Here is a 12,965-nt window from a genome sequence, read left to right on the forward strand (position 1 = left end):
AGATTCAGCTGCCAAAATAAAATATAAAATTTACACACTTAACTTGACAAAGTCGACCCCTGTGTTAACAGGGGTCTGACCCCTATGAAATTAATCGGCCAATTCTTCCCATTTTATATACAATTCTTCGAGTTCTGTCTGAATGGAAGCTTTTTCTGCTGCCAGTTCCTGGCAGCGTACCGAATTGGTGTATACCTCTTCTTGTGTCATGAGCGTGTCTATCTCGGCGTCCCGTCCTTCCAGACTGCTGATGCGTTCCTCGGTCTTCTTGAGGTCATTCTGGCGTTTGCGCTCTTTTGCCTGGGCTTCTTTCTGCTCCTGCCAGCTCAGTTTAGATTCGGACACCTCTTCCGGTGCTGCCGATGGATCATCCGACTGCCCGGTTCTTGCATATACCGCGGTCAGTTCCTCTTTCTTCTCCAGATAATAATCATAATTGCCTATATAGTTGACGAAAGTCTGGTTGACCAGATCCAGAATCCTGGTGGCAGTCTCGTTGATGAAGTAACGGTCGTGTGACACATACAGCACAGTGCCGGTGTAATCGTTCAGAGCCTTTTCCAGGATTTCCTTGGAAGTGATGTCCAGATGGTTGGTCGGCTCGTCAAGGATGAGGAAATTCGCTTCCGAGAGCATGAGCTTGGCAAGCGATACGCGCCCCCTCTCACCGCCGCTCAGGTCGCCGATCAGCTTGAACACGTCGTCACCTGTGAACAGGAATGCTGCCAGCATATTGCGTATCTGCGTATTGGTGAGTTTCGGATAATCGTCGGAGATCTCAGCAAAAATGGTCTTCTCCATATGAAGCACATGGTGCTCCTGGTCATAATAGCCAATCTGTACATTCGTTCCAAGCGTAAAGGTTCCGCTGTCCGCGCCAATTACGTTGTTAAGTATCTTAAGCAGCGTCGTCTTGCCTGTACCATTATCACCTATGACAGCGACATGCTCCCCGCGCTTGATATCAAAGCTTATGTCGGAAAAAAGGTGCTGGGGAGGGAAAGATTTGCTCAGATGCTCAACGCTCAGCACGTCATTTCCGCTCACGCAGGAAGGCTCGAGGGAAAGATGTATCTCTGTGACGGCCTCCTGAGGCTTTTCCGCCGGCTGCATCTTGGCAAGCATCTTTTCCCTGCTTTCTGCCCGTTTGATGGATTTTTCCCGGTTGAAAGAGCGCAGCTTCTCGATGACCGCCTCCTGGTGCTTGATTTCCTGCTGCTGGTTCAGGTACTCTTTCAGCTTCGCGTCACGAATCATCTTCTTCTTTTCGGCATACTGGCTGTAATTGCCAAGGAAGACGGACAACGTCCCCAGTTCAATCTCAAGGACCTTCGTGACGACCCTGTTCAGGAAATACCGGTCATGGGAGACGATGAGTACCGCACCCTGGTAGTTTAAAAGATATGTTTCCAGCCACGCGATGGAATTGAGGTCAAGATGATTGGTAGGCTCATCCAGAAGAAGGATGTCGGGCTTCGTCAGCAGGAGCTTGCCAAGAGAAACCCTCGTTTTCTGCCCTCCGGATAGTGTGTCGACCTTTTTTGCAAAATCCGTCTCGTCAAATCCAAGCCCTTTGAGGACCCCGGTTATCTCGCTTTCGTAGGCATAGCCGTTGGCGCGCTCGAAGACGGCGGTGAGACGGTTATATGTATCCAGGCGCGCTTTTAAAGCATCTCCTTCGAGATGCTTCAATTCCAGCTCTATCGCGCGTATCTGGCGTTCCGTCTCTATGACGTCCGCCTTGGCTGTCTTTACTTCTTCGTAGATAGTGCTGCCGCCCGACATATCCTGATGCTGCGCGAGATAGCCGATCGTCCTGCCTTTCGTGAGGATGACGTCCCCGGAATCCGCCGGAAGTTCCCCCACTATCATCTTCAGTATGGTGGATTTCCCTGCGCCGTTCGGTCCCACGAGGGCGGCTTTTTCATAGTCCTCTATATGAAAAGAAGCGTCTTTTACGATGACATCTTCTCCAAATGCTTTATTCATTCCATGGCATGCTAGTATCATAACGTCCTCCTGCATCGTCCTGCATTGCTTTAAAAGCAGGCTCTGCTAACATTCATTATATCGAAAATAGGACAAAATACAACTAAAAGTTTGACTTTGAAGTGACAATTCTATATAATATTTTTTAGAACGTAACAGGAAGGTGAGTGGGCTAGTGGAAGAAAGAGAAATCTCTCAGGCAGTGATTCGGAGGCTGCCAAGATATTACAGATATTTGGGGGAACTGCTGGAAAACGGAGTTGAAAGAATATCATCCAATGATTTGAGCAAGAGAATGAAAGTTACAGCATCCCAGATTCGTCAGGACCTCAACAATTTTGGCGGGTTCGGACAACAGGGATATGGCTATAATGTAAAGTATCTATATACAGAAATCGGCAAGATTCTCGGCCTGGAAGAAAATCACAATATCGTCATCATCGGAGCCGGTAATCTGGGACAGGCGCTTGCGAATTACGCTGCATTCGAAAAACGGGGCTTTATCTTAAAAGGAATCTTTGATGTGAATCCCAGGTTAAACGGAGTATCAATCAGAGGCGTGCCGATTCGTATGATGGATGAGCTGAAAGATTTTGTCCAGAATAACAATGTCGAGATTGCCGTATTGACCATCCCGAAAGACAAGGCGATTGAAGTCGCGAATCTCCTGGTAGATAATGGGGTAAGGGCAATCTGGAATTTTGCACATACGGATCTGAACCTGCCGGACCATATTATCGTCGAAAATGTTCACCTTATCGAGAGTCTTATGAGGCTCTCCTATAACATAGGCCGTTATAACGAAGAACATAGCGATAAAAAATAAAGAAGTATAAAAACGTGTAATGATGGGCATGTGCAGAACAGGCTTGTCTTTACACGTTCTTTTATATACCGGAACTTTTCGCAGGCTAGAAAAGACCGGCAAAATAACAGGAGGTGAGAGGTATGAAATATCTGCTGAATGCATCCCAGATGAAGCGCGCAGATCAATATACGATTGAGCAGCTTCAGATTCCTCCATCAGATCTGATGGAACGTGCCGCGGCGGCATGCGTGGCCTACATGGAAGACAGCAGGTTGGACCTGTCGGAGGCATGTGTCGTATGCGGAACCGGCAATAACGGAGGAGACGGCTTTGCTATCGCAAGGATGCTTACGGAAAAAGGGCATACGGTCACAGCTGTCCTCGCAGGGGACGAAGGACAGTGTTCCCGGGAGACGAAGGAACAGATAAAGCGTCTGCGGCAGACGGGAACTGAGATTGCCACAGATTATGCAGAAGGCCGGTACAGCATCATCGTGGACGCATTGTTTGGCGTCGGACTAAACCGTACTCTCGAAGGGAGGTACAGGGAACTTGTTGAAGCCATGAACCGCTCAGAGGGATACCGGCTGGCGGTAGACATTCCGTCCGGCGTGTGTGCGGACAACGGCTCTGTCATGGGGACGGCTTTTAGGGCCGACGCTACAGTGACGTTCCAGGAGAGGAAGCTTGGACTTGAATTATATCCGGGAAAGGAATACGCGGGGCAAGTAGTGACTGCAGATATCGGTATAGATGCATCAGAGGTCAAAAAAGAGAGCGGTACGGCCTTTACATATGAAGAAAGCGATTACAAGCGCCTCCTTCCTAAGCGCAGGGCCGATTCCAACAAGGGGACATATGGGAAGGTGCTGATCATCGCAGGGAGCAAGGGCATGTCCGGGGCCGCTTTCCTGAACGCCAAGGCGGCCTATACAGTGGGAGCCGGACTGGTACAGATATATACGTCGGAGGATAACCGCGTCATACTGCAGACGCTTCTGCCGGAAGCGGTTATCAAGACATATGACTTTTACGATGAAGTCGAACTGCTCAAGCTGCTGAACCGGGCAGATGTAGTGAGCGTAGGTTCTGGAATCGGGACGAGTGACAAGTCGAGGAAGATACTCAGGACAGTGATGGAAAATGTAGAAGTGCCATGCGTGATAGATGCAGACGGGCTGAATCTGATTGCAGACCACAAGAAATATCTTGACCGGCTGCGCCATGAGAACTTTATCTTTACGCCGCATATGAAAGAAATGTCCCGTATGACAGGGAAGGACATCCCGGAGCTCAGATCACAGAGAATGCAGATTCTGCGGGACTTTGCAGAAGAGTACAGCGTCACCTGCGTGCTGAAAGACGCACGGACAGTCACCATGTCGGCGGGCAGGCAGCCGTACGTGAACCTGTCAGGCAATGCATCCATGGCGAAGGCAGGCTCCGGCGATGTGCTCGCAGGTGTGATAGCAGGCCTGCTGTCACAGGGGCTGGGACTCAGAGAAGCAGCGGAGCTTGGAACGTATCTGCACGGCCGGGCAGGGGAACTTGCATGTCTGGATAAAGGATGCTACAGCGTCATGGCATCTGATCTGATCGAGTATGCCGGCCGGGCAATGAAAGAACAGGAGGACAGATAGATGAAAGCATATAACAGAGTGTGTGCCAGGATAGACCTGGATGCGGTGGAATATAATATAGAGATGATGAGACGAAATGTCAGAGAAGGGGTTAAGATGCTCGGTGTCGTGAAGACGGACGGCTATGGACACGGAGCGGTGCAGATAGCAAAAATGCTCTCTCCGAAAGAGTATATGTGGGGATTCGCGGTCGCGACGCTTGACGAAGCTTTAGTACTGCGCCGCGCAGGAATTGAAAAGCCATTGCTCGTACTGGGCTGCATCTTTCCGGATCAACGGGAGGAAATGATAAAACACGACATCCGCATGACATTGTATACGGAAGAAATGGCCCGTGAGGTATCTGAACTTGCGGTCAAAATGGGAAAACAGGCATATATTCATATTAAGCTGGATACAGGGATGTCAAGACTTGGATTTATGATTGAAGAAGAGACGGCGGAAATAATCGAGCGTATAAGCAAGATGCCGAACCTGGCTTTGGAAGGAATGTACACACATTTTGCGAAAGCAGATGAGATAGATAAGTCTTTTACCGAAAAACAGATTAAAAACTACGTATGGATGAAAGAGACCCTTGCACAAAGAGGGGTAACATTCCAGTATTACCACTGTTCGAACAGTGCGGGAATCATCGATGTGCCGGAGGCGAACATGGATCTGGTCCGTGCCGGCATCTCTACCTATGGCCTGTATCCGTCTGAGGAAGTACACAAGGAAAATGTCCCGCTGAAACCGGCCATGGAGCTTATCAGCCATGTGGCACACGTGAAGTGGGTAGAGGCAGGTACCCCGGTGAGCTACGGCGGCACATATATTACAGACAGGAAGACTAGGATAGCAACGATACCGGTAGGGTATGGAGACGGATATCCAAGAAGCCTCTCCAATAAGGGATATGTCCTGATTCATGGGAAGAAGGCACCTATTCTCGGCCGCATATGCATGGACCAGTTCATGGTTGATGTGACGGAGATAGATGATGTGAAGTATGCAGACAAAGTGACACTGGTAGGAAATGACGGTGATGAGAAGCTTCCGGTAGAAGCCTTGAGCAGGCTTTCCGGAAGATTCAACTATGAATTCGTATGTGACCTTGGAAAGAGGATTCCAAGAGAATTCATCCGTCATGGCGATATCGTAGAACAGATGGATTATTTCGCATAATTCCCGGTATTACTGCAGCTCTATAGAATACATTTGAAAAAGATGGAAATACTAATCTTATCTTAAGAAAATGGAGTGTGAAATAGAGTGCAGGTTAGACGAGGAGATATATATTATGCGGACCTTAGCCCGGTGGTCGGTTCAGAGCAGGGTGGCATCAGGCCGGTATTGATCATACAGAACGACGTAGGGAACAAACACAGCCCGACCGTCATCTGTGCCGCTATAACATCTAAGATGAACAAGGCGAAGTTGCCTACGCACGTAGAGATTGATGCAAAGAAATACCAGATTGTGAAGAATTCGGTCATATTGCTGGAACAGGTGAGAACCATCGACAAGCAGAGGCTCAAGGATCTGGTATGCCACCTTGACAAACAGATAATGAACAAAGTAGATGAGGCGCTGAAGATCAGCTTCGAGCTTCATACATAGTAGAAGGAGTATAGAAAAGCAGTTATGGAAGAAGGCAGTTTGTTTCAGAGGATGAAACAGATATTTCAGATCAAAGAGGACGTCGAGGATGAAGGAGTCTGGAAGGAAGCGGCGGAATTGATCCGCAATATATTCCGCTATATGGATAAAGATGCAAAGGACATCATGACGCACCGGAAGAATATCGTGGCGATTGACGGGAATGAGAAGCTTGCGGATGCGCTTCAGTTCATGCTGGATGAAAGCTATTCCCGATTCCCGATATATGAAGAAGGTATCGACGAGATTATCGGTACGATACACCTCCGGGAAGCGATGACATGCTATTTCAATGAGGACCTGCGCCTGGTACCGGTGAGGCAGCTTGGCGATTACATAAGGCCGGTGGCATTTATCCCGGAGACAAAGAGTATAGATACGCTGTTCAAGGAGATGCAGGCCGAGAAGAACCACATTGCAGTCGTGCTGGATGAATATGGACAGACATCAGGCCTCGTAGCGATGGAAGATATACTGGAAGAGATTGTCGGCAATATCCTTGACGAATATGACGAGGAAGAGGAGCTGATCGAGATAGCCCCGGATGGAAGCTGCACCGCCAGCGGCATGACGGATCTGGAGGATCTGGAGGATATGCTGCCACTGACCTTTGAAAAGGAAGAGTACGAGACGCTCAATGGTTTTCTTGTGGATCAGCTTGACAGGATACCGTCAGAAGAGGAGACATGTATCATCGAATACGGCGGATATCGCTTTACTGTTCTTTCCGTAGATAATAATACAATCGAAAGAGTTAAGATTGAAAAACTGAACGAAGAGTGCTAGAATAGAAAAAGTGCGGGAAACAGCGAAAAGATAAGGTATAAGGAGAGATTTAGAACATGTCAGGACATTCAAAATTTGCCAATATTAAACATAAGAAAGAAAAAAATGATGCCGCCAAAGGCAAGATTTTCACGAAGATCGGGAAGGAACTTGCCGTGGCGGTTAAAGAAGGCGGAAGTGCCGATCCGGCCAACAACAGCCGCCTGCGCGATGTCATAGCCAAGGCGAAGGCCAACAACATGCCGAATGACACGATTGACCGGAATATCAAGAAGGCGGACGGTGACGCGAATGCCGCCAACTATGAATATATTACATATGAAGGCTACGGGCCGAACGGAACAGCCATTATCGTCGAAGCTCTGACGGATAACCGGAACAGGACCGCAACGAACGTAAAGAACGCATTTACAAAAGGAAGCGGCAATGTCGGGACTCCGGGCTGCGTGTCCTTCATGTTCGACAAAAAGGGACAGATCATCGTATCCAAGGAAGAATATGAAGGTGATGCGGACGATCTTATGATGCAGGCGCTTGACGCGGGGGCAGAAGATTTTTCTGAAGAAGAAGACAGCTACGAAATAGTCACTTCCCCGGAAGACTTCAGCACGGTGCGCCTGGCACTGGAAGAGGCCGGTATCCCTATGGCGGCGGCAGAAGTGACGATGATTCCACAGACATACGTAGAGCTCACGGATGCAAAAGACATCCAGAACATCCAGAAGACACTGGACATGCTGGACGATGACGACGACGTACAAGACGTTTACCACAACTGGGACGAATAACGGTGCGGGGACGAATAACAATGCTTGCTTGCAAGGGCATTGCCAGAGAGGAGACTTATGGAACAGACAAAGCAGGAACTAATCCAGCTCTTTGAAGAGATGCTGACGCAGATCAAACATTTTAAACGCAAGACATATGAAGGCATTTTCAAGGATGGCTATGACAAGTTCAGAGGCACGGTTGCAGATATCGCCCGCCTGTGCGAGGAAGCTCCGGAGGAGGAGAAAGAATCCGTAGCTGAGGAACTTGCCCGCGTCATCCCTGACTACGCAATCGTTAAGATGCAGGGCCTGTCAAAGGGCAGAAAAGAGAGGAATTCCGTAGACTACAATATGAATATGGCAGTCTATGTGGTACCGATGATTACATATACCCACAACGAACATTGCGAAAAGGTGGCGTCGCGTATGGTGGAAGTGTGGAATGAAAAGCACGTCACGACGCTGACTCTTGGCCATTCAAGCTACGATGACATTGCCGGGGGCTTCAAGAAAGGCTTCTGCTTCATCACGACGGCAGTCTGCGAACGGCAGGGCAAGCCGGACGACTGTTATGAGCTGATGACGCTGCGTGCATACAGGGACGGATACCTGTTGGGCACAGAGGATGGACGGGCACTCGTGGAGGAGTATTATGACATCGCGCCGGGAATCGTCCAGATTATCAATATGCAGAACGACGCTGACGAAATATATGAGGAACTGTACAAGAACTGTCTCGCCCCGTGTATCAGCTGCATCGAGGCTGGAGAAGAGGAGCGGTGCAAAGAGTTGTATAAGCGCATGGTCCGAAATCTGCAGAAAAAATACTTATATTCATAGGAGGACTTGTATGAGCAATTACAAAATAGAAACAAAATGTATCCAGTCAGGATATCAGCCTGGAAACGGGGAGCCCAGGATTCTTCCGATATACCAGAGCACCACATTTAAGTATGACAATAGTGAACAGATGGGACGTCTGTTCGATCTGGAGGAGTCGGGCTATTTCTATACAAGACTTCAGAATCCGACCAACGATGCCGTAGCTGCTAAAATATGCGATATGGAGGGCGGCGTGGCTGCGATGCTTACGTCCTCGGGACAGGCGGCCAGCTTTTACGCTATCATGAATATAGTAGAAGCGGGAGACCATATCGTATGTGCATCGGCACTCTACGGAGGTACATATAACCTGTACGCCCACACGATTAAGAAGATGGGGGTGGAAGCCACATTCGTGGATCCGGACTGTACGGAGGAAGAGCTTGACGCGGCTTTTACGGACAGCACGAAAGCAGTATTCGGAGAGACGATAGCCAATCCCGCGCTGGTAGTGCTGGACTTTGAGAAGTTTGCCAAAGCCGCACATGCGCATGGAGTACCGTTCATCGTAGACAATACATTCGCAACGCCGGTCAACTGCCGTCCCTTCGAATGGGGAGCGGATATCGTCACCCATTCCACGACCAAATATATGGACGGACATGCCACAAGCGTGGGCGGCGCCATCGTGGACAGCGGCAATTTTGACTGGGCGGCGCATGCTGACAAGTTTCCGGGACTTACAACTCCGGATGAGACCTATCATGGCATCGTGTATACGGAACGGTTCGGCAAAGGTGCATATATTACAAAGGCTACCGCACAACTCATGAGAGATCTTGGCTCCATACAGGCGCCGCAGAATGCATTTCTGCTCAATATCGGCCTGGAGACGCTGGCTCTTCGCATGGAACGGCACTGCCAGAACGCGCTCGCCGCAGCAAAGTATCTGCAAAATCATGAAAAGGTCGCCTGGGTGAGCTGTCCTGCGCTGCCAGGAGATAAGTATCATGAGCTTGCGCAGAAGTATATGCCGGGCGGAACATGCGGCGTCATAACCTTTGGACTGAAAGAAGGGAGAGATGCGGCGGTGAGGATGATGGACAGCCTTCATATGATTGCTATCGTGACACATGTCGCAGACGCAAGGAGCTGCGTGCTTCATCCGGCCAGTCATACGCACCGTCAGATGAACGAACAGGAGCTTATGGAAGCGGGCGTTCAGCCGGATCTGATTCGTTTCAGCGTAGGCATAGAGAACATCGATGACATCATCGCCGATCTTGAACAGGCATTAATGCAAGTATAAAATAAGCAAAACACCTCCATACTATTAAAAATGGTATGGAGGTGTTATTTTTATGGCAGATCAAGAAAAAGAAGAACAGAAAAATGATCAAATCAAAGAGATGGGAACCATTAACCTGGATGAAAATAAGAGCAGTCATCACATCAAGCTGCTGACCATCATCGGCGAGATAGAAGGACATGAGGCCGTATCGGGCAATACGAAGGCGACGAAGTATGAGCATCTGCTGCCGATGCTGGCAGAAGTAGAAGACAGCGAAGAGATAGAAGGAATGCTCATACTGCTCAATACGCTTGGCGGTGATGTAGAGGCAGGCCTATCCATCGCAGAGATGATTGCCTCATTGAGCAAACCGACCGTGTCACTCGTCCTTGGCGGAAGCCATTCCATCGGGGGCCCTCTGGCAGTGTCGGCACAGTATTCGTTCATCGTGCCGAGCGGGACGATGATTATACATCCGGTCCGCTCCAGCGGCATGTTCATAGGAGTGGAGCAGAGCCTTCGGAACATGCTCCGCACACAGGACAGGATAACCCGGTTTCTATCAGATCATTCCAATATGACCCAGGAACGAATTGAGAAGCTGATGCTCAATCCGACAGAGCTTGTAAAAGATGTCGGCACGCTGCTCGAGGGAGAGGACGCCGTGAAAGAAGGGCTCATAGACGAGGTCGGCGGCATGAGCCAGGCGTTGCATAAATTGCACGAAATGATAGACGAAGAGCGAAAGAAAAAGCACGAAAATATGTAATGACAGCCCTTTTTAAAGATGCTATACTATAAATAGTATGTGCCAATAAATAAGGGGGAACTATCATGGCTGCAAAGTCAAAGAAGAGGAAGAATACGCGGCAGACAAAGAAAAAAAACAAAGAACAGAGTTTTGTGAGGGATGAAATCATCATCTGGTCTACACTAGCCGTCAGCATCCTGATTCTGATCAGTAATTTTGGAATGGGCGGATTTGTGGGAGCGGCCATTTCATCATTTCTAATAGATGTATTTGGATGGGCAGCATATGTGATTCCGTTTGTGCTGTTTGGATTTGTTGCCTTTATTGTATCCAATAAAGGCAATTTTGCCGCTTACATGAAGGCGGTTACGGGACTGGTACTGCTTGTCCTCGTATGTGTGCTGCTTCACCTGATAGACGGCAGAGGCGGAGATCTTGGGGAAGTGCTTGCGGGAGCGCTCGTGCCGGCCATAGGAACAGCAGGTACATATGTTGTCGATATCATATTGATGATAATCTGCATCGTTATCATAACCGGAAAGTCAGCCCTTAAAGGAGTCAAGAAGCAGGGAGACAGAGCCTATGACAAGGCCCGGAGAGATGCGCAGAAAAGGCGGGAGCAGGCGGAAGAAAGAAGAGCGGAGAGAGATTTGAAGCGCAGCGGGCGCCAGGCGGAGAAAAAGCGGACGGCACATCATGTGGAAGGAGTATCTTTTGATACTACGATTGCCAAAAAGTCACCGGAAGTCAAAGAGCTGACAGCACCGCCGTCTGATAATCCGCTGCAGGGACATGAGGAAGAGCCGCAGTTCGTCATTAACCGCGGCGAGATGCCGAAGCCGGCAGAACTGCTGGAAGAGCCGGTGCCTGAGACAGAAGAAGAGGCTTTGGTTATGGACAGGCCTGCACATACGGCTGAGAAAAGGAATGACAAAGCCGGTATAGCCGCTGCGGCTGCCGGAGTAGCCGCCAGCGTTGCAGCTGCCGAGTCCAGACCGAAGAAGGCATATAAGTACCCGCCAATCTCTCTTCTGACGAAGGGAAAGAAGAACGCGGGAGAGACGGATGCAGCGCTGCGTGAGACGGCGATGAAGCTGCAGCAGACGCTCCAGAACTTTGGTGTCAATGTGACGGTTACAAATGTAAGCTGCGGACCTGCTGTTACCCGGTATGAGCTTCAGCCGGAGATGGGAGTCAAGGTGAGCAAAATCGTAGGGCTGGCTGACGACATCAAGCTGAACCTGGCTGCCGCGGACATCAGAATTGAAGCGCCGATACCAGGGAAAGCCGCCGTGGGAATCGAGGTTCCGAACAAGGAGAACGCCGCTGTCATGCTGAGAGATCTGCTGGAGACGGCGGAATTTAAAAACAGCGCGTCGAAGCTTTCTTTTGCAGCCGGTAAAGACATCGGCGGCAAAGCGGTCGTCACAGACATCGCAAGGATGCCCCATCTCCTCGTGGCCGGTGCCACTGGTTCCGGAAAGTCGGTGTGTATCAATACGCTCATCATGAGCATCTTATACAAAGCTTCACCGGATGAAGTGAAGCTTATCATGGTGGATCCTAAGGTTGTTGAACTCAGTGTATATAACGGCATTCCCCACCTCATGATTCCGGTGGTCACAGATCCGAAGAAAGCGGCGGGTGCACTGAACTGGGCTGTTGCTGAGATGGAGCGCCGGTATAAGGCATTTGCCGAATATAATGTGAGAGATATCAGGGGGTACAACGGCAAGGTTCCTGATATGCCGGAGATAGACGGCAGGAAGCCGGAGAAAATGCCGCAGATAGTAATCATCGTGGACGAGCTGGCCGACCTGATGATGGTCGCGCCGGGAGAGGTAGAGGAAGCCATCTGCCGTCTCGCACAGCTTGCGAGGGCGGCGGGTATCCATCTTGTCATCGCGACCCAGAGACCGTCTGTCAACGTTATTACAGGTCTTATAAAGGCTAATATGCCCTCTAGGATTGCATTTTCGGTGTCTTCCGGCGTAGACTCCCGGACAATCATAGATATGAATGGAGCGGAGAAGCTGCTTGGAAAAGGAGACATGCTCTTTTATCCTTCCGGTTACCAGAAGCCGGCCAGAGTACAGGGGGCTTTCGTGTCAGATAAGGAAGTGCAGAGCGTCGTAGATTATCTGAAGGACCATAATGGAGACGCCGCATACAGCGAAGAGATAGAGAACCATGTCAATACGAGCGCGGCCGGAGGCTATGCCGGAGCCGGCGCACCGGAAGGAGAGGAACGCGACACGTATTTTGTGGAGGCAGGCCGCCTCATTATAGAAAAGGAAAAAGCATCCATCGGTATGCTGCAGCGGACATTTAAAATCGGTTTTAACAGGGCCGCACGCATTATGGACCAGCTGTGCGAGGCAGGCGTCGTAGGCGGAGAGGAAGGCACCAAGCCGAGGAAGATTCTTATGACGGCCGATGAATTCGAACGCTATATGGAAGAGTAAGC

11 protein-coding genes are annotated in these 12,965 nt (G+C 49.8%); 10 read left to right on the forward strand and 1 reads right to left on the reverse strand.

All coding sequences use genetic code 11. The features are described 5' to 3' along the window. Positions 1-90: 90 nt before the first annotated feature. Positions 91-2,010: an ABC-F family ATP-binding cassette domain-containing protein gene (locus HJV72_RS12850; protein WP_208071457.1), complete on the reverse strand. Its 1,920-nt coding sequence runs from the start codon at positions 2,008-2,010 to the stop codon at positions 91-93. 154 nt (positions 2,011-2,164) lie between these two features. Here HJV72_RS12850 and HJV72_RS12855 point away from each other — a divergent pair, with 154 nt between their 5' ends. The 10 genes from HJV72_RS12855 to HJV72_RS12900 all read left to right on the forward strand — a co-directional run bounded on the left by HJV72_RS12855 (position 2,165) and on the right by HJV72_RS12900 (position 12,963). After that, a complete protein-coding gene (locus tag HJV72_RS12855) occupies positions 2,165-2,815 on the forward strand; it encodes a redox-sensing transcriptional repressor Rex (protein ID WP_208071459.1) in 651 nt (216 codons plus the stop codon). A 122-nt stretch (positions 2,816-2,937) separates the two neighbouring features. Continuing rightward, positions 2,938-4,437 (forward strand): NAD(P)H-hydrate dehydratase, encoded by a 1,500-nt coding sequence (locus tag HJV72_RS12860; RefSeq protein WP_208071461.1) that lies wholly within the window; start codon positions 2,938-2,940, stop codon positions 4,435-4,437. Next, the gene (alr, locus tag HJV72_RS12865; RefSeq protein WP_208071463.1) at positions 4,438-5,604 is read left to right on the forward strand and encodes an alanine racemase; all 1,167 of its coding nucleotides are present in this window, start codon (positions 4,438-4,440) and stop codon (positions 5,602-5,604) included. A gap of 87 nt (positions 5,605-5,691) precedes the next feature. Continuing rightward, on the forward strand, positions 5,692-6,039 hold the full coding sequence (locus HJV72_RS12870; RefSeq protein WP_049728041.1) for a type II toxin-antitoxin system PemK/MazF family toxin: 348 nt from the start codon (positions 5,692-5,694) through the stop codon (positions 6,037-6,039). Positions 6,040-6,063: 24 nt separating this feature from the next. Then, a complete protein-coding gene (locus tag HJV72_RS12875; RefSeq protein WP_208071465.1) occupies positions 6,064-6,864 on the forward strand; it encodes a hemolysin family protein in 801 nt (266 codons plus the stop codon). A 56-nt stretch (positions 6,865-6,920) separates the two neighbouring features. Further along, positions 6,921-7,652 (forward strand): YebC/PmpR family DNA-binding transcriptional regulator, encoded by a 732-nt coding sequence (locus HJV72_RS12880; protein WP_208071467.1) that lies wholly within the window; start codon positions 6,921-6,923, stop codon positions 7,650-7,652. Between the two features lie 57 nt (positions 7,653-7,709). Then, positions 7,710-8,474, forward strand: coding sequence for a CFI-box-CTERM domain-containing protein (locus HJV72_RS12885; protein WP_243765629.1), 765 nt, complete (start codon positions 7,710-7,712; stop codon positions 8,472-8,474). 10 nt (positions 8,475-8,484) lie between these two features. Continuing rightward, complete coding sequence (locus HJV72_RS12890; protein ID WP_208071472.1) at positions 8,485-9,765, forward strand: O-acetylhomoserine aminocarboxypropyltransferase/cysteine synthase family protein; 1,281 nt, start codon at positions 8,485-8,487, stop codon at positions 9,763-9,765. A 52-nt stretch (positions 9,766-9,817) separates the two neighbouring features. Beyond that, the gene (locus HJV72_RS12895) at positions 9,818-10,516 is read left to right on the forward strand and encodes a ClpP family protease (protein ID WP_208071474.1); all 699 of its coding nucleotides are present in this window, start codon (positions 9,818-9,820) and stop codon (positions 10,514-10,516) included. 65 nt (positions 10,517-10,581) lie between these two features. After that, on the forward strand, positions 10,582-12,963 hold the full coding sequence (locus HJV72_RS12900) for an FtsK/SpoIIIE family DNA translocase (RefSeq protein ID WP_208071476.1): 2,382 nt from the start codon (positions 10,582-10,584) through the stop codon (positions 12,961-12,963). The last annotated feature ends 2 nt before the right edge of the window (positions 12,964-12,965 follow it).

The organism is Extibacter sp. GGCC_0201, assembly GCF_017566055.1.
In the GTDB taxonomy this organism is placed as follows: domain Bacteria; phylum Bacillota; class Clostridia; order Lachnospirales; family Lachnospiraceae; genus Extibacter.